Origin of the sequence: Acinetobacter lwoffii, from assembly GCF_019343495.1 — a bacterium.
Taxonomy (GTDB): domain Bacteria; phylum Pseudomonadota; class Gammaproteobacteria; order Pseudomonadales; family Moraxellaceae; genus Acinetobacter; species Acinetobacter lwoffii_P.
The window spans coordinates 2,843,919-2,865,889 of the sequence record NZ_CP072549.1; the positions used below are offsets into that span (position 1 = coordinate 2,843,919).

General features: G+C 43.5%; 18 protein-coding genes. 9 read left to right on the forward strand and 9 right to left on the reverse strand.

The genetic code is table 11. The features are described 5' to 3' along the window. Nucleotides 1–44: 44 nt before the first annotated feature. Nucleotides 45–566, reverse strand: coding sequence for a GspH/FimT family pseudopilin (locus J7649_RS13340; protein WP_219308572.1), 522 nt, complete (start codon nucleotides 564–566; stop codon nucleotides 45–47). Nucleotides 567–941: 375 nt separating this feature from the next. On the opposite strand from J7649_RS13340, the gene omp38 reads away from it, so the two are divergent. Then, on the forward strand, nucleotides 942–2,066 hold the full coding sequence (gene omp38, locus J7649_RS13345; protein ID WP_219308574.1) for an outer membrane protein Omp38: 1,125 nt from the start codon (nucleotides 942–944) through the stop codon (nucleotides 2,064–2,066). A 103-nt stretch (nucleotides 2,067–2,169) separates the two neighbouring features. Beyond that, complete coding sequence (locus J7649_RS13350) at nucleotides 2,170–2,703, forward strand: cysteine peptidase family C39 domain-containing protein (protein ID WP_219308576.1); 534 nt, start codon at nucleotides 2,170–2,172, stop codon at nucleotides 2,701–2,703. Between the two features lie 52 nt (nucleotides 2,704–2,755). Here the strand turns inward: J7649_RS13350 and J7649_RS13355 are convergent, their stop codons facing one another. From J7649_RS13355 to J7649_RS13365, 3 genes are all read right to left on the reverse strand, one after another. Further along, entirely contained in the window at nucleotides 2,756–4,219 is a 1,464-nt protein-coding gene (locus tag J7649_RS13355; RefSeq protein ID WP_219310126.1) for an amino acid permease, read from the reverse strand. Then, entirely contained in the window at nucleotides 4,219–5,253 is a 1,035-nt protein-coding gene (locus tag J7649_RS13360) for a methyltransferase (RefSeq protein WP_219308578.1), read from the reverse strand. The genes J7649_RS13355 and J7649_RS13360 overlap by 1 nt, the downstream gene beginning before the upstream one ends. A gap of 66 nt (nucleotides 5,254–5,319) precedes the next feature. After that, nucleotides 5,320–6,690, reverse strand: coding sequence for a uracil-xanthine permease family protein (locus tag J7649_RS13365; protein ID WP_004281715.1), 1,371 nt, complete (start codon nucleotides 6,688–6,690; stop codon nucleotides 5,320–5,322). A 174-nt stretch (nucleotides 6,691–6,864) separates the two neighbouring features. Here J7649_RS13365 and typA point away from each other — a divergent pair, with 174 nt between their 5' ends. Next, complete coding sequence (gene typA / locus J7649_RS13370; protein ID WP_004281716.1) at nucleotides 6,865–8,703, forward strand: translational GTPase TypA; 1,839 nt, start codon at nucleotides 6,865–6,867, stop codon at nucleotides 8,701–8,703. A 177-nt stretch (nucleotides 8,704–8,880) separates the two neighbouring features. Continuing rightward, entirely contained in the window at nucleotides 8,881–9,321 is a 441-nt protein-coding gene (mscL, locus tag J7649_RS13375; RefSeq protein ID WP_004281717.1) for a large conductance mechanosensitive channel protein MscL, read from the forward strand. An 84-nt stretch (nucleotides 9,322–9,405) separates the two neighbouring features. Here mscL and J7649_RS13380 read toward each other — a convergent pair whose 3' ends face one another. Beyond that, on the reverse strand, nucleotides 9,406–9,690 hold the full coding sequence (locus J7649_RS13380; protein ID WP_004281718.1) for a peptidylprolyl isomerase: 285 nt from the start codon (nucleotides 9,688–9,690) through the stop codon (nucleotides 9,406–9,408). Then, nucleotides 9,687–10,547, reverse strand: coding sequence for a bifunctional DNA-formamidopyrimidine glycosylase/DNA-(apurinic or apyrimidinic site) lyase (gene mutM, locus J7649_RS13385; protein ID WP_129717587.1), 861 nt, complete (start codon nucleotides 10,545–10,547; stop codon nucleotides 9,687–9,689). The genes J7649_RS13380 and mutM overlap by 4 nt, the downstream gene beginning before the upstream one ends. A gap of 399 nt (nucleotides 10,548–10,946) precedes the next feature. On the opposite strand from mutM, the gene J7649_RS13390 reads away from it, so the two are divergent. From J7649_RS13390 to J7649_RS13400, 3 genes are all read left to right on the forward strand, one after another. Continuing rightward, nucleotides 10,947–12,215, forward strand: a complete 1,269-nt coding sequence (locus J7649_RS13390; protein ID WP_219308580.1) for a carbohydrate porin — start codon at nucleotides 10,947–10,949, stop codon at nucleotides 12,213–12,215. 92 nt (nucleotides 12,216–12,307) lie between these two features. Continuing rightward, a complete protein-coding gene (locus tag J7649_RS13395; RefSeq protein ID WP_219308583.1) occupies nucleotides 12,308–13,417 on the forward strand; it encodes an NADH:flavin oxidoreductase/NADH oxidase in 1,110 nt (369 codons plus the stop codon). Nucleotides 13,418–13,477: 60 nt separating this feature from the next. Then, nucleotides 13,478–14,404 carry an AEC family transporter gene (locus J7649_RS13400; RefSeq protein ID WP_004732131.1) on the forward strand — a complete coding sequence of 309 codons (927 nt, stop codon included), beginning with the start codon at nucleotides 13,478–13,480 and terminating at the stop codon, nucleotides 14,402–14,404. An 82-nt stretch (nucleotides 14,405–14,486) separates the two neighbouring features. On the opposite strand, the gene J7649_RS13405 is transcribed toward J7649_RS13400, so the two are convergent. Continuing rightward, a complete protein-coding gene (locus J7649_RS13405; protein WP_195725637.1) occupies nucleotides 14,487–15,284 on the reverse strand; it encodes a tetratricopeptide repeat protein in 798 nt (265 codons plus the stop codon). 262 nt (nucleotides 15,285–15,546) lie between these two features. On the opposite strand from J7649_RS13405, the gene J7649_RS13410 reads away from it, so the two are divergent. Further along, on the forward strand, nucleotides 15,547–15,792 hold the full coding sequence (locus J7649_RS13410; protein ID WP_219308585.1) for a hypothetical protein: 246 nt from the start codon (nucleotides 15,547–15,549) through the stop codon (nucleotides 15,790–15,792). Nucleotides 15,793–15,844: 52 nt separating this feature from the next. Here the strand turns inward: J7649_RS13410 and ygfZ are convergent, their stop codons facing one another. Together ygfZ and J7649_RS13420 are read right to left on the reverse strand one after the other, a co-directional pair. Next, entirely contained in the window at nucleotides 15,845–16,570 is a 726-nt protein-coding gene (gene ygfZ, locus J7649_RS13415; protein WP_219308587.1) for a CAF17-like 4Fe-4S cluster assembly/insertion protein YgfZ, read from the reverse strand. Nucleotides 16,571–16,684: 114 nt separating this feature from the next. Continuing rightward, nucleotides 16,685–18,817: a multicopper oxidase family protein gene (locus tag J7649_RS13420; RefSeq protein WP_219308589.1), complete on the reverse strand. Its 2,133-nt coding sequence runs from the start codon at nucleotides 18,815–18,817 to the stop codon at nucleotides 16,685–16,687. Nucleotides 18,818–19,331: 514 nt separating this feature from the next. Here J7649_RS13420 and acnD point away from each other — a divergent pair. Continuing rightward, the gene (acnD, locus tag J7649_RS13425) at nucleotides 19,332–21,950 is read left to right on the forward strand and encodes a Fe/S-dependent 2-methylisocitrate dehydratase AcnD (protein ID WP_219308590.1); all 2,619 of its coding nucleotides are present in this window, start codon (nucleotides 19,332–19,334) and stop codon (nucleotides 21,948–21,950) included. The last annotated feature ends 21 nt before the right edge of the window (nucleotides 21,951–21,971 follow it).

A 21,971-nucleotide genomic window follows, 5' to 3' on the forward strand; every position in this document is an offset into this window, starting at 1 on the left:
GATTGAAGCGTTAATCGCAGCGAAGCATAAACTGGATAGTTCTGTTAGCAAGACGAGAGACTTTCAATCCGGATATGCCCCATTTTGCTGAGTACAATACGCTGTTGATTAGAAAGATGGGTAGAACAATAATAAAAACTACCATTTGAACCAATCGGCAGGGCAGTGTGCGCTTGATAAGTGACACTCGGTAAACTTAAAGCTCCTCGCCAACTCAGGTTACCGTATTTGAGGTTAAGTACATCAATTTGTAAAATTTGTTCGCCTGTATCCACTTGCCTGTTTTTATTTTTATCGATGAAAACCAGCATGTTCTTGTTCCATTGATTGGCTTGGCAACTCAGAGAATCCTGACTAGGGCAGATCACAATATTTTGGTGAAACACTGCAGCCTGGCTGCGTGCATAACGATTAATTTGAGATAATTTGATCGGAATATTTTTGGCTTCCTGTTTCGATCGATACTCATGGAAGTACGGTAGGGCGATACTGACGAGAATTGCGATCATTGCAATACAGATAATTAACTCAACAATAGTGAACGCTCTTGTTATTTTTTTATACATAGAGTTACCTGATTTATATATTATTTTTATAATAAAGATGTTATTAATTATACGTTTTTTATGCTTTATTGAGCGTGTAAATCAGTGCTTACTTAAGTTTCAAGAAAGCTGTTAAAAATAATTGGCAATCACAATAGGTCATTCAGAATAAAAAATTGAGTAAAAATTTACCGAATTACAACGGAAATTGTAAGTAATTTTGTCAATAATTTACTTGATTAGATTTATCAAGCACTTGGAAAAAGAAGAAAGTGTTTGTATGATGCCATGTGAATAGCTTAAGAATAATACTGGGGTAATAAAAAGCCTATCTCAGGATGGCCTAATTACGGGCTTGAGCTTGAACAACAATTGTTATCTCTGGAGGATAAATCCATGAAAATGAGTCGTATTGCTTTAGCTATGCTTGTAGCTGCACCTTTTGCTGCTGCCAATGCAGGCGTAACTGTTACTCCGTTAATGCTTGGTTATACTTGGCAGGACACTAAACACAACAACGGTCAATCACAGTTATTATCTTCAAAACTTGGTCAAGGCGAAATGAAAGACGACTTGTTCGTTGGCGCTGCGATTGGTGTTGAACTAACTCCATGGTTAGGTTTCGAAGCTGAATATAACCAAGTGAAAGGCGATGTTAGCCAAATGAATGGTTCGCGTAATCGTGAACAACGTCCTGATACACAAGTTCTACCTGGTGCTGAGTACAAATCAACTCAAATCAATGGTAACTTCTATGTTACTTCTGATTTAATCACTGGCAACTATGACAGCAAAGTGAAGCCTTATCTATTAGCAGGTGCCGGTCACTACAAATACAAATTTGATGGCGTAGGTCGTGAGAACTCTGTAAATGCAGCAAATGCGATTGACCGTGGTAACACTGAAGAAGGTACTCTAGGTAATGCAGGTATCGGTGCATTCTGGCACATTAACGATGCATTGGCGCTCCGTACAGAAGCTCGTGGTACTTATCACTTCGACGAACAGTTCTGGAACTATACAGCACTTGCTGGTCTTAACGTAGTTCTAGGTGGCCGTTTGAAACCAGCTGCTCCAGTGGTAGAAGTTGCTCCAGTTGAGCCAGTAACTCCAGTTGCTCCAGCTCCACAAGAGTTGACTGAAGACCTGAACATGGAACTTCGTGTGTTCTTTGATACCAACAAATCAAACATCAAAGATCAATACAAACCAGAAATCGCGAAAGTTGCTGAGAAACTAGTTGAATATCCAAATGCTACTGCTCGCATCGAAGGTCACACTGATAACACTGGTCCACGTGCATTGAACGAACGTTTATCTCTAGCTCGTGCTAACTCTGTTAAATCTTCACTTGTAAACGAATACAATGTAGATGCATCTCGTTTGTCTACTCAAGGTTTCGCTTGGGATCAACCGATTGCTGACAACAACACTAAAGAAGGTCGTGCTATGAACCGTCGTGTATTCGCGACAATCACTGGTAGCCGTACTGTTTTAGCTGAACAACCAGTTGCTCAATAATTCATTATTGAACACTCATTAAAAAGGCAGCTCTTCGGAGCTGCTTTTTTTATGTCTGTATTTTGACTACACTTAGCCTGTTAAGATGTCGTTGAGTAAAAATATGAGTGTCGAAATTCCTGAAGATTTGCAAAATCTGGAAGCCAATAGCGGAATTTTTGCAATATGGATGATTTTTCATCATTATGGAATTGATTTGAATATTCCTGATTTAACTCAGCTCTGTCAACATGACCCTGAAATGGGAAGCTCCAGTATCGCACTTGCGGTTGCTTTAAAAACACTGGGTTTGGATGTTAATTTTTATACTGAACATGATGCAGATAAACAGCCAATTGAAGTCGATTTCTATCAACAAGCCCATCGCTTAAATATTCCTGTTACAGAACAGCCATTGTCTTATACAGAAATTCAGGAAAATGTAGAAGCAGGACGTTTCGTGATTGTATTTTACGATACCCTAGAAGGTGTGGGTAATCATTCATTAGTTTATGGAATCGATGAAAATGAAATCAGCTTCTTTGATAGCTTTGAGACAATGCCGGCGCATGTGTTTGAGCAGCAACGTCAGGTAGGCGGAATTTGCCAGCAAGTGATTGTGATTGATGATCGCAATTTCGTGATGCGTCATAGTTAATTCAAGAAATAAAAAAATCAGCCCGTAAGCTGATTTTTTAATGAATAATTTTTTATTCCTGATCAAGTTTCATGGGCTGTACATCCATCTCTTGATAAGATACTAGTTTAGTTTTTTTCTTCCATTTGTAGCCGAACCAAATGGCTAGGAATAGCGGAATACTGATATAGGTCGATAACACACCCATCCATTGACCGGACAAAACATCCTGATAGTTCTGTCCAAGGACGACAATCGCACAGAGGATAAACGCAAACCAAGGGGCGAAAGGAAAGAATTTAGCGCGATAAGCCAGATCTTCGAGTTTATATCCTTGTGCCAGATAACCTTTACGGAAACGGTAATGGGAAATGGCAATCCCGAGCCAGACAATAAAGCCACACATCCCTGACATGTTTAGCAGCCAGTTAAAGACTTCCTGTTCACCAAAGAAAGTAGTCAGGAAGCACAGAGCTGCGATTGCGGTCGTGGCATAGAGTGCATTCATTGGCACACCGCGCGGGTCCAGACGCGCAAACATTTTAGGTGCACTGCCTTTACGTGCCATATCAAACAGCATACGAGTAGACGAATACATGCCGGAGTTACCCGCAGATAGAATGGCTGTCAGGATCACTGCATTCATGATACTGGCGGCAAAGGCAAAACCGGCTTTTTCATACAATAAGGTGAATGGCGAAAGCGCAATATTATCTGTTGCAGCGGCCTGTAATAAACGTGGGTCATTATAGGCAATCAAGGTGCCGATAATGAAAATACATACAATATAAAACAGAAGGATACGCCAGAAAATCTGTTTGATGGCCACCGGAATAGTTTTCTTTGGATCTTTTGATTCACCTGCCGCAACACCGACCATTTCGGTACCCTGGAAAGAGAATCCGGCAATCATCGCTACGCCAATTAATGCCTGGAAACCACCGACAAAGGGTGCATCACCAATGCTCCAGTTGGCAAATGCTTCTGCACCCGGGGTCAGCATGATCTTCACGATCATCCAGATCCCGATGATGATAAAAGCAATGATCGCGAGAACTTTAACCAGAGAAAAGAAAAATTCAGATTCGCCAAAGCCTTTTACCGTCAGGGCATTAATCCCGAAAATAATGGCCAGGAAAATGGCACTCCAGTACACGCCCGGAATATCTGGAAACCAGAATTTCATAATAAACTGAACGGCAACCAGCTCAAAAGCCACGGTAATGGCCCAGTTGTACCAGTAGTTCCAACCCAGAGCGAAACCAAAACCACCTTCGACATATTTAGTGCCGTAAGTGAAAAATGCACCTGAGGTCGGGTTATGCGTGGCAAGTTCACCTAGACTGGTCATCAAGAAATAAATCATGATCCCAATCAGTATATATGCAAGCAGTGCACCGCCTGGTCCCGCGTTGGCAATGGTCGCACCTGAAGCCAGGAATAGACCTGTACCAATTGATCCCCCAATGGCGATCATATTCAGATGACGAGCACCCAGCTTACGCTGCAGCTGCATCGTGTTTTGCGTTTCGCTCATCATGATTCCTTAACATTTTTTTGAGTGCTGGCGAAGAGCACTTTAAAGCCTTGTTGATCCGCTTTGACTGTACAGCGACCAAAGTTTTGTTCAATCAGGGTCGGGTAGTTCAAGAAACGGTTGGCCACGATCCAAAGCTCACCGCCCGATTTTAAATGACGGCGCGAGATTTTACATAAGGTTTCGCTTGCCGTGTAATCGGTCTCGATTCCCATATGAAAAGGCGGATTACTGACGATGGCATGCAAGAACAAGGGTGCATCTTCAATGCCTGTAACCGCTTTGATTTCAATCTGTTCAGGAGTAAGCTGGTTTTCTGCAAAGGTCATTTGCGTAGAAGCCAGTGCAAAGGCATCGACATCCATGGCAAAAATCCGGTTTTTCGGATTCAACTTTGCCAGATATGCGCTAATCACACCTGCACCACAACCAAAGTCAGCGATTTTACCTGAAGTGATTTGTGACAAATAAGGTAATAGCGTGGCAGTTCCTACATCCAAACGGTTTTGACTAAATACGCCTGGAAGTGCACAAATAATTAAGTCGCCATTTGGTGTCGAAACGGTATAACGCTGCGCCCAGTCTGCAAGTGCTTTTTTCTCGACCGTATGTTCTAGAACCAATTGCCAAAGCTGGCAATGACGCGCGCTGTCAAGTTTGAGTGTTTTACCAAAAGGCTGCAACTGTTTGGCTGCGCGTTCTATCCCGCCTTTCTTTTCACCGACCAGAAAAACACTGCTACCCGGTTTAAGCTGTGCTGCCACAGTGTGCAGTAAATAATTCAACAGTTCTTTAGACTTGGGTACAAAAATAACCGCCTGATCAAACTCAGCTTCAGGCATCTCTGCACCAAAATGCACATCTGCTTGTTGTGACTGGAAATATTGAAAATCGTTAAAATTCCATGTCCAGACAGCGGGATTGATAGAGGCATCGAATTCAGCGAGCAGATCATCTGTTGGTGCATTAATCAGTAGGATGCGACCCGACAAAAAATCATATTGTCTTAATAAAACTTCGCTTTTAGGATCCATAGGTATCTCTCCAATATAAAGAACACTGCCTAAGCCTGACCTAGACAGTGTTCTTTGGACATGAAATTACTTCTTTGTTTCAGGAAGTACAACATTAAGAATAAGGGCCGCGATACCACCAGTGGCAACGCCTGAGCTAAAGATATTACGGAATAACTCAGGAAGATGCTCAAGAATTTGTGGAACTTGTGCAACACCTAAACCCAGTGCCAGTGAAATCGCAATAATCAGCAAGGCGCGACGGTCCAGATGAACACCAGACAGAATGTTAATACCAGATGCTGCAACTGCGCCAAACATGACCATGACTGCGCCACCCAGTACCGCTTGCGGAACGGCCTGAATAATACCAGCAACTGCAGGCAGCAAACCAAGAATAACCAGCAAAGCAGCAATCCAGATGCCGACATAACGACTCGCTACGCCCGTCAACTGAATCACACCATTGTTCTGTGCAAATACCGAACTTGGGAAGGTGTTAAAAATACCGGCAAGGAATGAATTCGCGCCATTCACCAGTACACCGCCTTTAATGCGCTGCATCCATTTTGGACCATCAACTGGCTGGTTGGAAAGCTTTGAAGTCGCAGTGATATCACCAATCGCTTCTAAAGACGTCACCAGGTAAATGAATGCCATCGGAATAAACAGGCTCCAGGAGAAGCTTAAACCGAAATGCATTGGGGTTGGAATCTGTACCAGAGGTGCATCTTTTAGACCAGAGAAATCCAGATGCCCCATAAAGCCCGCCAGAACATAACCACAGATCAGGGCGATCAAAATGGCAGAACTTTTTACCCAGGTAATCCGGATACGGTTCAGAATAATAATCAACGCCAAGACGGTACAAGACATGATCAGGTTGTCAGCATTGGCAAAAGTTTTATCGCTCATGGCCTGATAACCACCGCCCATACTGATTAAACCTTCTTTAATTAAGGTCAAACCAATCAGCAGCACGACAATACCGGTGACCAAAGGGGTTATCAGTTTTTTGATCCAAGGCAGAATTTGTGACACGCCCATTTCAATAAATGCACCTGCAATCACCACACCAAAAATAGAAGCCATGACTGCTTCTACAGGTGTGCCTGCAGCCACCATGGCTGAACCAATACCAATAATTGGACCGATGAAGTTAAAGCTGGTTCCTTGGACAATCAGCAGACCGGCACCAAAAGGTCCGACTTTTTTAGACTGTAAAAAAGTCGCGATGCCCGAGATCACCAAGGACATGGATAAAATCATGTTGGTGTCTTCTTTGGAAACACCAAGCGCCAGACAAATTAGCAGGCCAGGGGTCACAATCGGGACAATAATTGCCAGTAAGTGCTGGAATGCAGCTAGAAAAGCAATCAGTGGTTTTGGTCGATCTTCCAGACCATATACCAAGTCGAGTTGATCTTTAGAAGGAGGAGATTGATTAAAATCAGACATGTGTCAATGCGAATTAAGGCTGGGTGGCGCTATTCTAATCGAGTTACACGTCTTTACAAAATCAAAAAAGCCCCAACTGGGCAAAAAAAGTTGAGGAGTGTGGTTACAGTGACTATAAAAGTTTTGTATTTTTCTGTATAATTTGCCCTCAAATTACATACGCATTGAATTTACATGTCAGATATTAAAACTCTCCGTAACATCGCCATTATTGCGCACGTCGATCATGGTAAAACCACTCTTGTAGACAAACTTTTGCAACAATCAGGTGCTCTCGGTGATCGCGCGGGTGAGATCGAGCGTGTCATGGATTCTGGCGCTATTGAAAGCGAACGTGGTATTACCATTCTTGCAAAAAACACTGCAATCAAATGGTTAGATGAACGTACCAATACTGAATACCGCATTAACATCGTGGATACCCCGGGACACGCCGACTTCGGTGGTGAAGTTGAACGTGTAATGTCGATGGTTGACTGCGTACTTCTTCTTGTAGACTCACAAGAAGGCCCGATGCCACAAACTCGTTTCGTAACGCAAAAAGCGTTCGCACGTGGTTTGAAACCAATCGTGATTATTAACAAAGTCGACAAGCCAAGCGCGCGTCCAGACTGGGTAATTGACCAAGTATTTGATTTGTTCGATAACTTAGGTGCTTCTGACGAACAGTTAGACTTCCCAGTTGTTTATGCTTCAGGCCTTCGTGGTGTTGCTGGTCCTTCTCCAGAAGAACTTGCTGAAGACATGACTCCGTTGTTCCAAACGATCGTAGACATCGTTGAACCACCAGCAGTTGATGTTGATGGTCCATTCCAAATGCAAGTATCTTCACTTGACTATAACAGCTTCGTAGGCGTTATCGGTATTGGTCGTATCCAACGCGGTTCAGTGAAATTAAACACACAAGTAACTGTAATCGATAAAGATGGCAAAACACGTAACGGCCGTATCTTAAAAATCATGGGTTATCATGGTCTAGATCGCGTTGACGTTGAAGAAGCTTCTGCAGGCGATATCGTTTGTGTAACGGGTATCGATGCACTCAACATTTCTGACACCATCTGTGATCCGAAAAATGTTGAAGCTTTACCGCCATTGTCTGTAGATGAACCTACAGTATCGATGACATTCCAGGTAAACAACTCACCGTTTGCTGGTAAAGAAGGTAAGTTCGTAACTTCACGTAATATCCGTGAACGTCTAGACCGCGAATTGATTCACAACGTAGCATTACGTGTTGAAGATACTGACAGTCCAGACCGTTTCAAAGTATCTGGTCGTGGTGAGCTTCACCTTTCAGTTCTTATTGAAAACATGCGTCGCGAAGGCTTCGAAATGGGCGTATCTCGTCCACAAGTAATCATTAAAGAAATTGATGGTGAAAAACAAGAGCCATACGAAAACGTTACTTTTGACGTTGAAGAACAGCACCAAGGCGCTGTAATGGAACAAATGGGTCATCGTAAAGGCGAAATGACCAATATGGAAGTTGACGGTAAAGGCCGTATCCGTATTGAAGCAACTGTTCCTTCACGCGGTCTGATTGGTTTCCGTTCTGAATTCCTGACCATGACTTCTGGTACAGGGATCATGACGTCTAGCTTCTCGCACTACGGTCCAATGAAGCAAGGTACTGTTGCGAAACGTCAAAACGGTGTGTTGATTTCAATGGTTCAAGGTACTTGCCTGGGCTATGCACTGTTCACACTTCAAGACCGTGGTCGTCTATTTGCGAAACCACAGTTAGAAGTTTATGAAGGTATGATCATCGGTATTAACTCTCGTTCAGACGACATGACAGTTAACCCGACTAAAGCAAAACAGTTAACCAACGTACGTGCTTCTGGTACTGATGATGCGTTAACGCTGGTTCCTGCGATTGAATATACACTTGAGCAAGCGCTTGAGTTTATTGAAGATGATGAACTAGTAGAAGTAACACCTAAGTCAATCCGTATCCGTAAGCGTTTCTTGACTGAAAACGAACGTAAACGTAACCGTTCAGGTAAATAATCGCTAGATTATTTCGGGTTTTCAAAAACCGTAATCTTTTCGAAGATTACGGTTTTTTTATATTTAAGCGATGCTCACATTGCTATTTACTAAAACGCATTAAACTAAGTCAAAATTAAAAGTATTTAGTCAGGTATAATTTGACCCAAAACTTGAAAATAAAATATGGGAGCAGTTATGAGTATTATTCAAGAATTTAAAGAGTTTGCGATCAAAGGCAACATGATGGATCTGGCAATTGGTGTCATCATCGGTGGCGCTTTTAGCAAGATCATCGATTCATTGGTGAAAGACATTATTATGCCTTTAATTACCGTGATCACCGGTGGTGGCGTCGATTTTACGCAAAAATTCTTTATCTTAGGAAGAAACCCAGACAATTTACAATCTTTGGATGCCTTGACTAAGGCGGGTGTGAATGTACTGACTTACGGTAACTTTTTAACGATTTTAATTAATTTCTTAATTTTGGCCTGGGTCGTATTTTTATTGGTGAAATTCATGAACCGTTTACGTAAACAAGAAGGCCCAGTCGAGGAAACTCCGACTACCCCAGCCGATATTGAATTGCTGCGTGAAATTCGTGATGAATTGAAAAAGCGTCCACCTCAAGTCTAATTTTTCTAATCCCCCTAAATCCCCCTTTTATAAAGGGGGAACTCCTCCCTTTGACAAAGGGAGGTAAGGAGGGATTTATAAATATTAAAAATCCATCCGAAACTTGATTTCGACCAAATGAAAACCAAACTGGCTTTTGACCGGACCATGTAATACACGTTCAGCGGCAGTAAATACCAATTTATCAATCACTGGAACCAGCTGGCCTTTCTTCACTTCACCTAGCTCACCGCCACGTTTGGCAGAATTACAGGTTGAATATTGTTTGGCGATTTTATTGAAGTCGGCGCCACTTAAAATCTTCTTTTTAAGCTGTTCAGCAGTTTCTTTATCTTTAACCAGAATATGACGCACAATGGCTGTTTTCATGACTTTTTCCCTCGTACAGTTGCCACTTTTTTGACAGGGAGCTGGATCTTTTTCAAAGGTTGGCATTCAGGACAAAAAACAGAAGCCCGTTGTCCCAATTTGATATTTTCAAGCGTGGTCTCGCAGTTCACGCACATCTCACCGGCACGGCCATAAGCCAACAGGGTTTGCTGAAAATAGCCATTTTCGCCCATGGCATTGGTGTAGTCTCTTAAGGTTGAACCACCCAGATCAATTGCCTGTTTCAAGATACGCTTGATTTCCAGTACTAGCTTTTCAATCTGCACCAAGCTTAAAGTCGAGGCCGGTTGTGCCGGATGAATCCCCAGATTAAACAGACTTTCGGTCGCATAAATATTGCCTACGCCCACCACCACATGATTATCCATAATTGCAACTTTGGTGCCAACATTTTTATTCTTCAATTTTTCAAATAAATACTCGGCATTAAAGTTCTCGCTTAAGGGTTCTGGCCCCAGCGTGTCAATCAATTTGCTTTGTGATTGTGCATCCAGCCAAAGAATGCAACCAAAACGGCGAGGGTCATGATAACGCAGTTCGATATCATCAAACTGAATGATCAGATGATCATGTTTACGTAATTCTTCATTGCCATCGCATAGACGGAAACTCCCCGACATGCCTAAATGCCAGAGCATGGTGTCGTGTTCAAACTCCGCCAGAATATATTTAGAACGGCGAGTGAGCTTCAGTAATTTTTGCCCCACCAGCTTTTCTATATTCTCCGGAATAGGCCAGCGCAAACTTGACTGACGTACTTCAACACGTTTTACGCGTTGCTCTAATAAAGGCAATAAACTGGTTTTGGTGGTTTCAACTTCTGGTAATTCAGGCATAACACATCAGTGGCGAGGGAGATGCAGCTAATATTGGGTGAATTGGCCGGGATTGCAAGCGTTAATCTGGGCGAAATCGCTGGAAAATGACTGGGTATTTCATATTTATTTAAGCTGTAATTGTTTAAAGAATAAACTAGGTTTCTATTTTTTTATAACAAATTTTCTTGGGAGTAAATCGAATAGAAAATATCAATAAATTATAAGTTAATGAAAAATATATAAATAATTTGAAATTGTTAAAATAAAAATTATATTTTTATGTTTAAGGCATAACTAAAAGTTTAATGAGTAATAAAAAAAATGCTGAGAATTTATATGAAAAGTTATGTAAATTCATGCACCTAATAGCAATTTAAAAACCTTGCTTATTTTTCTCTCCGAATGTTTAGGTTTTACATGAAATATTTAGGTCTAGCTCTATTGCCTTTAATGGCTGCCATGACAACCGCTCAGGCGGAATCTGCATTTGATCCACAAGGTCAATATTTACTGGGTGACTGGAATGGTCAACGTACAGAACTGGCCCAACAGGGAATTAAATTTGAAGCTAATCTGTTAACCGATACCGCCTATCTTGCTGATGGTGGTCGTAATGAGGGCGCAGATCCATTAACTTCTGCCCAATTATGGCTAGGTACTCAACTGGACATGGAAAAGCTGGCAGGATGGAATGGCGTCACCGTACGTGCCGTGATGAGTGCACGTCAGGGTCAAAGTACCTCTGTCCGTGACTTGCAGGATCCTAGTGCACCGCAACTGGCCAATGTACAAGGTACTTTCGGACGTGGTAATCAGGATAGCCGTCTGAGCGAGCTGTCTATTGAAAAGAATTATAAAGAGCAGGGACTCAGTATTAAGGCGGGTCGTCTTGGTCTGGGCATGGACTTTAATGTCATGGCTTGTGATTTTGCCAGTACTGCATTTTGTGCAGCGCAAATGGGAAAATGGCAGGGCAATATCTGGATGAATACGCCTGTAGCACAATGGGGTGCGCGCGTGAAGCAGCAACTCAATCCTGAACTTGCCGTACAAGTCGGTGTGTATGAGTTTAATCCGGATAATGGTAATGGCGCTAAAGAAGGTCAAGGCTGGAGTCTGGATACCGACCATGCAGATGGCGTGACAATTCCAGCAGAAGTAATCTGGACACCGAAATCATTAGTGAATGGCCTGCCAGGCAGCTACCGGGTTGGCGGGATGTACAATACGGCCGATGATGTTGCCAACCAAAAGGATATTGCCAATCCTACTGATGCCAAAAACCGTACCTTTGCCGGCTGGTTAGCTGTAGAGCAACAGTTAACGTCTACAGGTCAGGGCCGTCAGGGTTTGCATTCATTTGCCAACTTTACCTGGCATGACCGCGATACCAATAAAGTGGATAATTCACAACAAATCGGTTTGAAATATATCGGTCTTGCGGACAGTCAACCGAACGACATTTTAGGTCTGGCGGTCAACCGTGTGCATGTGAATGATCGCTTTGCTGATTCACGGCCAGCTTTCAATGCTGATGCAGAATACAATATTGAACTGAACTATAGCTATAACACAACAAAGTGGCTGATGCTGCGTCCAAACCTGCAATATGTCATTAATCCAGGTTCAAGCAACAATGTGGATGATGCACTGGTACTTGGTTTGACTACACGAATCATCTTCTAAAGTTTGATCGTTCACGTTATAACTAAACAGGCTCTTGGGAGCCTGTTTTTATTTCTAGAGTGAAACTGTGCAATAAAAAGAGGAAATACAGCGTGGCATTACTATTTCAACCTATTCAATTTGGATCACTGCAACTTCAAAATAAAATCGTAATTGCGCCGATGTGTCAGTACTCTGCAACAGAGCAGGGGGAAATTACCTATTGGCACGAGCAGCAATGGGCCAACTATGCCTTATCGGGTGCAGGTTTATGTATCGTCGAAGCGACTGCGGTACAGCCAGAAGGCCGGATTAGTTATGCCGATCTGGGCTTGTGGAATAACGAACAGGCAAAGCAGATCAAGACCTTACTGGAAAAAGTCAAATCCATTTCCCCGATGCCTTTTGCGATTCAACTCGCACATGCAGGGCGTAAAGCTTCAACAGATAAACCATGGGCAGGTAAAGGTCAGTTTAAGCCGGATGAAGCACATGGCTGGCAAACTGTTTCTGCCAGTGATATTCCTTTTCAGGCCGATGAACATCCACCCAAAGCCTTAAGCCAGTCGGAAATTGAGCAGGTCATTGCTGACTTTGCAGAAAGTGCCAAACGTGCAGTTGATGCCGGTTTTGACCTGATTGAGCTGCATGCAGCGCATGGTTATTTACTGCATCAGTTCATGTCACCACTTTCAAATAAACGTGATGATCAGTATGGCGGTTCACTGGAAAACCGGATTCGCCTGACTCTGGAAGTATTACAAGCCATGAAAGCGGCGGTTCCAGAAGGTTATCCAATTGGAGTGCGTATTTCAGCCAGCGACTGGATGGATCAGCCAGACAGCTGGACCATTGATTCTTCAGTTGAATTGTCTAAAGCACTAGAAGCTGCGGGTGCTGCCTATATTCATATCTCCAGTGCCGGGCTGCATGTCAAACAGAACATTGATGTGAAGCCGAATTATCAGGTACCTTTTGCAGATGCGATCAAGAAAGTCGTGAATATTCCCGTGATTGCCGTGGGATTGATTACTGAAGCTAAGCAGGCAGAAGATATTTTACAAAAGGGCCAAGCCGACGCTATCGCACTGGCTCGTGCCATTCTTTATGATCCACATTGGCCTTGGCATGCAGCGGCAGCACTTGATGAAAAAATCAAGATTTCACCGCAATATCTGCGCTGCGCACCGCATGGTTTGAATCACCTGTTTGAGCCTTTTTAACACTGCTTTAGTCTCAGAAATTCTTATAATGGAATATCACTGACAAGAGGATACTGCATTATGATTTTTGCGGTCATTGTGCCCATATTTTTATTATTGGCACTGGGTTATCTGACTGTAAAGAGTCAAGTGTTAAGCAAAGAGCAGGTTGGGACGGTCGGTGCTTTTGTCATTAAAGTGGCCTTGCCCTTGCTGTTCTTTCAGTCCCTTGCCTCCAAAGACCTGCATGAAATCTGGTATTTTGAATACTTTGCCGTGTACAGCAGTGTGACCTTGCTGCTCTATGGTAGCGGCTTCTGGATTATGCGCCGTCATTTTCAGAATACGCATTCGCAAAGTGCAGTGCTGTCGTTGGGCGCTGCAATGTCAAATACTGGCCTGATTGGTACGGCTGTGCTCAGCTTATTGATCGGGCAACAGGCGATGACCTATACCTCTCTGGTGGTCATCATTGAAAGCGTGTTGCTGATTCCGCTGGTGCTGGTCATGGCTGCGCTGGGCACACAACATCAGGCAAATCTTGGCGCCATTTTGAAAAGTGTACTGCTGACCTTGCTGAAGAATCCCTTATTTATGGGGGTCATGCTCGGCATGGCCTGTGCGGTTTTCCAGATTAAAATTCCAGTCTATCTCGATCAGGTCTTCGCCTTGATTGGTCAGACGGCCTCACCATTGGCCTTGTTTGCCATTGGCGGCGGGATCGTAGGAATGAGTCTGAAATATGTCAATCTGCAAAGTTTCTATCTGGTATTTTCCAGCAATATCATGATGCCGTTATTGATGTATCTGGGACTGAGCCAGTTAACTGATTTAAGTCAGGAAATGGTCCATGCTGGTACGCTCATTGCAGCTTTGCCGATGCCGACGATTTTTGGCATGTTGGGACAGGCGTATGGTCTGAATGATCGAACTTTAACGCCATTGTTGATGAGTACCATTGCCGGTTTTATCGTGACCAGTGGCTTAATTGCCTTGTGGTGGGGATAATCTTTTAGAAGATGGATGCTCCACCACAAAAAAAGCCCCAAATTGCATGGGGCTTTTTATATTTTAATTTTGTGGAATTAACTTAACTCTTTTTCGCAGGTGCTTTTTTCTGCTCAGCCAGCATTTTGTCTACCGCTGCCAAAGACTCTTTGGCCTGTGGAACATTTTGCTGCGCCAGTGCGGCAAAGATTTTCTTCGCTTCTGGCAGGTTTTGCGGAACAATACTGCCATTGGCAAACATATTACCTACTGCCATCAGCGCCGGAATATAACCTTTTTTTGCCAGTTCCTGAATGCTGCTTAGGCCTTGCTGAATCGGTTTTTCATCTTTGTTTTTGAAACCGCTGCTGATGTCATATAAGGCTTTGGCATGAATGGCCTGCATATTGCCTTTGCTGATCAGCGGTTGCAGCTTTTGCAGTCCGGCTTTATTTGACGCTGCTGTATTTTCAGAAAACAGCAGTATGGCCAGATCAATGCTGGCATCATCAAATTTGGCTGCCGAAGCGCGTTCCAGATGCTGTTTGGCTTTGGTCAAATCCTGTTTGAGTCCGAGTGTGCCGGCTGCATAATTTTTACCCAATACATAATTGGCCACCGGATAACCTTTGCTGGCTGCCTGTTCGTAGAGCTGAATGGCTTTTTTCTCGTCTTTGGTTGTACCTTGGCCGGTTTGGGTCAAATAGCCTAAGTTATATAAAGCCTGGGCGTTTCCTTGACTGGCCAATTGATTCAAAGCGTCATAGGCACCTTTAAAATTATTGGCTTTGACCATGGCCTCAACTTTTTGAAATTGGGGATCGACTTGATCTTTTACGGTATTTGCCAAAGCGAATTGCGCAGAAAGGGCAAGAACTGTAGCGAGTACTAATTTTTTCATGGTTCCTATAACCTTATTATTGCTGGCACCTTATTCCTTGATGCGGTTTTAATCATTTTCACTTACATCATAAAAGGATTTTGTGCTTTGTAAATATACAATTTGTCACTAAATACAAATCATCAAAGCACAATACACCGTTTAAATCGATGCATGATTTGGACAGGTTTTGATCAATCTTGCAGATATTAAAAGGATTACTTTGCTTCAGTCGACTTCTCTGATTAAATCTCGGTTTGAATCAGCCTCCCAGGATTTCACCATGTTTGTCAAAACCATTAAACGTCACTATGACAGAATCAATGCTGATGAATCGATTGCCGATGAAGACAAGATTGATGCGCTGCTGATGAAACTTGGGGCAGATTTTTTGATGAGTCAGGAAGACCGAGTATATATCTTTCAAAAAGGTGAACTCACGGCAAAGTTTGATGCCAAGCATGCGCGGGCCTATCATTTCAAAGATTATGTCGTGAAAGACATGAACAAGCTGTTTCATGGTTTCTAAAACAAAAAAGCCAAGAATTTCATCTTGGCTTTTTTTATGTGCTAAGTAGTCATTATTGCGGACGCGCCACATCACCACTTAAGGCTTCAGGAAGTTCCAGAACTTCTAGACCTAGCTCAGTCAATGCCTCAGGTTTTGCGACCACGAGTGCTTTATAACCGGTATCAGTCGTGATGCTATTGACGATTTCAACATCATTGCTCAGTTTGGTCGCAACATCAGGCGCGACACCTGTGCCTTGAACCAGATGTAACCAGTGTTTTGGCTTGGCTTTAAACCACAAGCGTGCAATGACTTCCTGACCCAGGTAGCAACCTTTATCGTAGTGAATGCCTTCGCGTTGATGCAAACGTAATTCTTGTGGTTGAAACAGGGTCGCGGTGGCAGCCTGAATCCAGGCTTGACCTGATTCAATAGCTTGCTGTTCCCACATCGTTACATCGGTTTCAGTCGCCATAAAGTCAGTATGAATGCCATTGACGGCTGGATAAACCGGACCAACCAGTTCCAGTTTCATTTTTGAAAAGGCGCCAAATTTCTTAATATGATTGGCCAGTTCCGTAGCCTGATCTGCAATGCTCACGATTTCAAAGCTTTCCGGACTGATTTTTTTAAGCCATAAGCCAAATTGAATGCGTCCTTTCAGACTGCAGATTGCAGTATAGCGGGTCTGGTTTTCCGCCAAAGTTTCAGTATTCAAAGTCACCTGACCTTGAAGGAATTTTTGTGCATCTACACCATTCAGACTAAACAATGTAAAAGCAGGAGACGCTGCCATAATAAGCCCCGGTTTGAATACTATAAATCAATGCAGTTATTGTGCAGCAAGCATCAAATAGAGGCAAACAAAAAAGCCAACAATCGAAATCATTGGCTTTTAGCGAGCGGATCTTTAGTGGTGATGGCTAGCCGGTAATGGCGAATCGCAAGGGAATTTGCCTCCACAGACCCGTACGGTTTCCATCATGCCCTGATCTTCATGGTCGAGGATATGACAATGTTGTACAAAGTCACCTTCAAATTTCTTGTAATGGCTGCGGACAATATAGGTATAGTTTTGTTTTACAAAAAGCGTGTCCTTAAACTGTCCTTTCATGCCACGGTATTGCACATCATCCAGAACTGGATTCACCGGATCTTCTGGTGCCACTGCCTCACTGACATCCTTACCTTGAGGATTCAAAATTTTAACAATCTGGAACGGGTTAACATGAATATGGAACGGATGACCACCAAAACCAGCGCTGGTCAGTTCCCATTCATCAGTCTGTCCAACTTGTAATTGACGGACATATTCGCCATCCACTGAACCATCTCCATCAAAGAAATCTCCGAAACTCAGTGTATCTCCATCTTTTTTATGCCGGAAGCCAAATTTGAACACGCCAGTTCTAGGGTCGGGACCGAGCGAAAAAGCACTATATTGTTTTGGTCGGGCAGCGACTACTTTATCAATTTCCGGCGTCATCAGTGATGGATGATCACTAAACGCAGAAAGATTAAGCTGAGATAACTGGCTCTGGATGTCTTTGTTTAAACCAATTTTTTGTGCCCGATCTTTCAGGAACTGGGCAGCAGTCTGAGGCTTGGTCTTGGCTGCTTTTACATTGACCCATCCCAGCAGTTGGGCATTGAAGCGGTGAGTGGGAGCAATTTGAGGGCCTACATTCGGTAATGGCGCGTTAATTTCATCATCGATATTCAATTTGGTGTCAAAAATGCAGTATCTATTGGTGGTCGGAAAGGCAACCATTGCATCATGACGATAACCAGGATGGAACACGGACAGGGTTCTGGTCTGTACATGATTCATGGTTAAGCCATCTTGCGCGATGGTATGCACATTCAAGCTATTCAGCTTTTCAAATTCAGCTTTCTTGTCTGCCTCCTGATAGGCTGAACAGGCTTTAATGGTTTGTTCTGCGCTAAACTTACTGGAGTTGGGAATTTCCTTAATCATTAAACCAATGGTATCGCGTACACCACCATGAATCATGCGCCAGCGGTTAAACTGATTCTGTTCTGCTTTGATCTCACCTAAAATTTTACCGTTGATAGACGTATAGTAATTCTGGTTGGTCCAGAAGCCGCCAATAGACAGGTCATTATAATTTTCCAGCATGCCTATACCTACACCTTCACAGTTATTGGGAACAGCGAATGTGACATTAGGATCGGGATTACTACAGCGATATTGGATTTGCTGGAACAACAGGATGTTTTCGTTCGGGTAACTGTTTTTTTCTTTCCATAGAATATCCATATCTCCAGTTGAGGTGACTTTACCATTTTTGACTTTTGGCGTTCTTGAGCCTTCAACAATCAATGGGCCGGCCATGCCATTCGACACCTGAAGAGCAGTTGAACCGTGCAGATGGGCATGATACCAGTAAGTCCCTGCGGGATGATTCGGTTCCATTTTGAACTGATAATCAAATTTTTCCTGAGGTTTGAATTTCAGGAAAACATTATCGCTATTGCCTTGAGGACTGACCCAGAAGCCATGGGTATGCAGGTTGGTAGTATTAAAGCAGTGAGGTTCATTTACATTCTCAACATGAGTTGGACAAGTTGTTTCTGACTCGGGTGGAAGCTGGTTATTCAGGTTAAGTGCCAAGGTTTCACCCTGTTTGACCCGAATCTGTGGCCCGACCAACTGATCCTCAACATATTCACCAGTTTTTTTCTTATCAAATAAACTCGGTTTGGTTAAATAGCCTCTCAGCAGTACCTGATCCCATAAGCCGTTTCTGGGGTTGTAGAGCTTGCTGGTTTTATAAGCCACGATCAGCTCATATTTGCCTTTGGCACTTTTCGGTAACAGAGGTGGGTTGCTAATCAAGCTGTCTGATGTTGTCGGAACGGGATGTGAGGGTTTGGGTGGAGGTGTTGGGTGTGAGGGATGAGAGGGTTGGAACGGGTTAGAGGGATTTGACGGCGGCGATGGATTTTTTGTTCCATCCCAACCGCGAGCTAAGAGCGTCAAAATGGCGGCTATAGCTCCGAATATTGCGATTTTCAACATCTCAGTTCTGCCTCTTATGGTTATTGTTTTAATGTGAGGATTACGAATAATGTGACATGTGTCACACTGAGCTTCTGATAGTTTTGGAAAATCTGCTATCCCAAATTAGGGGATTGAAATTTTGCTAAATGCGGCGGCAGGACAAGCCTATAAAAACCAGTGCGACTATATTTTTTTATCTTTAAAAAAATGCACATAAAATTAATTATTTATTAATGATATTAGTGGTTTAGAGGAATAGTAAAATAAAAATATAGAGAAATATTTTGCAACATAAGACTAAAGAATAAGGCGAATTATTCAGATTTTTTTAGCAAAAGACTGCTTTAAAGCAAAAATTCTAAAGTCTATGTAACAAATTTTTACGAAAATACCGATTTTTATAATTAAGTACTTGAAAAATATAAAATTTGGGAAATGCTATTTGTGCAGCGTACAATGCTGCTATTACAAAAGTAACTCATCAATATCTATTGATGAATAAAAATAGAGATAAACGAGAGCAGGCAAGCTTATGAACAACAACTACCGTAAACCGCTGCAATCCACCCAGCTGGAATATTATGACGTGCGACAGGCCGTAGAAGATATTCAGCCAGGCGCATATGCCAAACTTCCTTATACTTCCAAAGTCCTGGCAGAGCAGTTGGTGCGTCGTTGTGATCCTGCCATTCTGGAACAGTCTTTACGCCAGCTGATTGAGCGTAAACAGGAACATGATTTTCCGTGGTATCCGGCACGTGTAGTGTGTCATGATATCTTGGGGCAAACGGCACTGGTGGACCTTGCCGGTTTACGTGATGCGATTGCCGATCAGGGCGGTGACCCGTCTAAAGTCAATCCGGTAGTACCAACCCAACTGATTGTCGATCATTCACTGGCAGTTGAGTTTGGTGGTTTTGATCCGGATGCCTTTGAGAAAAACCGTGCCATTGAAGACCGTCGTAACGAAGACCGTTTCCATTTTATTGAATGGACCAAAACTGCCTTTGAAAATGTCGATGTGATTCCTGCCGGTAATGGCATCATGCACCAGATCAATCTGGAGAAAATGTCTCCAGTGATTCAGAACCGTGACGGTCTGGCATTCCCGGATACCTGTGTTGGTACAGATTCGCATACGCCACATACCGATGCATTGGGCGTGATCTCGATTGGTGTGGGTGGCTTGGAAGCTGAAAACGTGATGCTGGGCCGTGCGTCGTGGATGCGTCTGCCAGATATTATTGGTGTAGAACTGGTGGGCCAACGTCAGCCGGGTATTACCGCAACGGATATCGTCTTGGCATTAACCGAATTCCTGCGTAAAGAGCGTGTGGTTGGCGCATATTTAGAATTCTTTGGTGAAGGTGCTGACAGCATGTCGGTGGGTGATCGTGCCACGATTTCTAATATGACCCCGGAATATGGCGCAACGGCTGCGATGTTCTATATCGACCAGAACACGATTGATTATCTGACCTTGACCGGTCGTGAGCCTGAGCAAGTCAAACTGGTTGAAACTTATGCCAAGGAGATCGGGCTTTGGGCATCGGATATGACTCAAGCGGAATATCCACGTGTGCTGCGTTTCGATTTATCGACTGTGACACGTAATATCGCTGGCCCATCGAATCCACATGCACGCGTATCAACTGCTGATCTGAAAGAAAAAGGTATTGCCGGTAATTTAGAAGCAGCTCGTGCGCAAGAAGCAGAAGGCTTAATGCCAGATGGCGCGGTGATTATCGCGGCGATTACCTCTTGTACCAATACCTCCAACCCACGTAATACGGTGGCGGCAGGTTTGCTAGCACGTAAGGCCAATGAATTGGGCTTGGTGCGTAAACCTTGGGTGAAATCTTCTTTTGCACCGGGTTCTAAAGCGGCTGCTTTGTATTTGGAAGAAGCAGGCGTACTTAAAGATTTAGAAAAACTGGGCTTTGGTATCGTGGCCTATGCATGCACGACCTGTAATGGGATGTCGGGTGCACTCGATCCAAAAATTCAGCAAGAAATTATCGACCGTGACCTGTATGCAACAGCGGTGCTTTCGGGCAACCGTAACTTCGATGGGCGTATTCATCCTTATGCGAAACAGGCATTCTTGGCTTCACCGCCTTTAGTGGTAGCGTATGCGATTGCCGGTACGATTCGTTTTGATATCGAAAAAGATGTACTTGGTACTGATAAAGACGGCAACCCGATTTATCTAAAAGATATCTGGCCATCGGATGAAGAAATTGATGCGCTGGTGAAAGTTGCTGTAAAACCAGAACAATTCAAAAAAATCTATATTCCGATGTTCGACTTGGGTGTGAATGAAAAAGCAACAAGTCCGTTGTATGACTGGCGTCCGCAAAGTACGTATATTCGCCGTCCGCCGTATTGGGAAGGGGCTTTGGCTGCACCGCGTACCTTGTCAAATATGCGTCCGCTGGCGATCTTGGGCGATAACATCACCACTGATCATTTATCACCATCGAATGCCATTGTGCTCGACAGTGCTTCAGGTGAATACCTGAAAAAAATGGGTGTGCCTGAGGAAGACTTTAACTCCTATGCAACGCATCGCGGTGATCACCTCACGACGCAACGTGCGACTTTTGCCAACCCGAAACTGTTTAATGAGATGGTAGTGCGTTCTGATGGCACCATCAAGCAGGGTTCGAAAGCGCGTGTGGAACCTGAAGGTGAAGTAATGCGGATGTGGGAAGCGATTGAGATCTACATGAACCGTAAACAACCGTTGATTATTATTGCCGGTAAGGATTATGGTCAGGGTTCGAGTCGTGACTGGGCAGCGAAAGGTGTGCGTCTGGCAGGTGTAGAAGCGATTGTGGCAGAAGGTTTTGAGCGTATTCACCGTACTAATTTAGTCGGTATGGGTGTTTTACCGCTTGAGTTTAAGCCGGGTACAGACCGTAAGACTTTGGGTCTTGATGGTACTGAGCTGTATAGCGTGATTGGTAATATCGCACCACGTTCGACGTTGACTTTGGTGGTTGAGCGTTCAACCGATGATGGTAAGAACCAGATTATTGAAGTGCCTGTGACTTGCCGTTTGGATACTGAAGAAGAAGTACATGTGTATGAAGCGGGTGGGGTATTACAGCGCTTTGCACAGGATTTCTTGGAAGGGAATGTGGCTTGATTTAAGTTACTTCTTTTTAAT

Excerpts from the sequence above, each read along its gene's own strand:
- J7649_RS13340 (WP_219308572.1), bottom strand. The coding sequence starts at position 566 with ATGTATAAAAAAATAACAAGAGCGTTCACTATTGTTGAGTTAATTATC.
- omp38 (WP_219308574.1), top strand. The coding sequence starts at position 942 with ATGAAAATGAGTCGTATTGCTTTAGCTATGCTTGTAGCTGCACCTTTT.
- J7649_RS13350 (WP_219308576.1), top strand. The coding sequence starts at position 2,170 with ATGAGTGTCGAAATTCCTGAAGATTTGCAAAATCTGGAAGCCAATAGC.
- J7649_RS13355 (WP_219310126.1), bottom strand. The coding sequence starts at position 4,219 with ATGAGCGAAACGCAAAACACGATGCAGCTGCAGCGTAAGCTGGGTGCT.
- J7649_RS13360 (WP_219308578.1), bottom strand. The coding sequence starts at position 5,253 with ATGGATCCTAAAAGCGAAGTTTTATTAAGACAATATGATTTTTTGTCG.
- J7649_RS13365 (WP_004281715.1), bottom strand. The coding sequence starts at position 6,690 with ATGTCTGATTTTAATCAATCTCCTCCTTCTAAAGATCAACTCGACTTG.
- typA (WP_004281716.1), top strand. The coding sequence starts at position 6,865 with ATGTCAGATATTAAAACTCTCCGTAACATCGCCATTATTGCGCACGTC.
- mscL (WP_004281717.1), top strand. The coding sequence starts at position 8,881 with ATGAGTATTATTCAAGAATTTAAAGAGTTTGCGATCAAAGGCAACATG.
- J7649_RS13380 (WP_004281718.1), bottom strand. The coding sequence starts at position 9,690 with ATGAAAACAGCCATTGTGCGTCATATTCTGGTTAAAGATAAAGAAACT.
- mutM (WP_129717587.1), bottom strand. The coding sequence starts at position 10,547 with ATGCCTGAATTACCAGAAGTTGAAACCACCAAAACCAGTTTATTGCCT.
- J7649_RS13390 (WP_219308580.1), top strand. The coding sequence starts at position 10,947 with ATGAAATATTTAGGTCTAGCTCTATTGCCTTTAATGGCTGCCATGACA.
- J7649_RS13400 (WP_004732131.1), top strand. The coding sequence starts at position 13,478 with ATGATTTTTGCGGTCATTGTGCCCATATTTTTATTATTGGCACTGGGT.
- J7649_RS13405 (WP_195725637.1), bottom strand. The coding sequence starts at position 15,284 with ATGAAAAAATTAGTACTCGCTACAGTTCTTGCCCTTTCTGCGCAATTC.
- J7649_RS13410 (WP_219308585.1), top strand. The coding sequence starts at position 15,547 with ATGTTTGTCAAAACCATTAAACGTCACTATGACAGAATCAATGCTGAT.
- ygfZ (WP_219308587.1), bottom strand. The coding sequence starts at position 16,570 with ATGGCAGCGTCTCCTGCTTTTACATTGTTTAGTCTGAATGGTGTAGAT.
- J7649_RS13420 (WP_219308589.1), bottom strand. The coding sequence starts at position 18,817 with ATGTTGAAAATCGCAATATTCGGAGCTATAGCCGCCATTTTGACGCTC.
- acnD (WP_219308590.1), top strand. The coding sequence starts at position 19,332 with ATGAACAACAACTACCGTAAACCGCTGCAATCCACCCAGCTGGAATAT.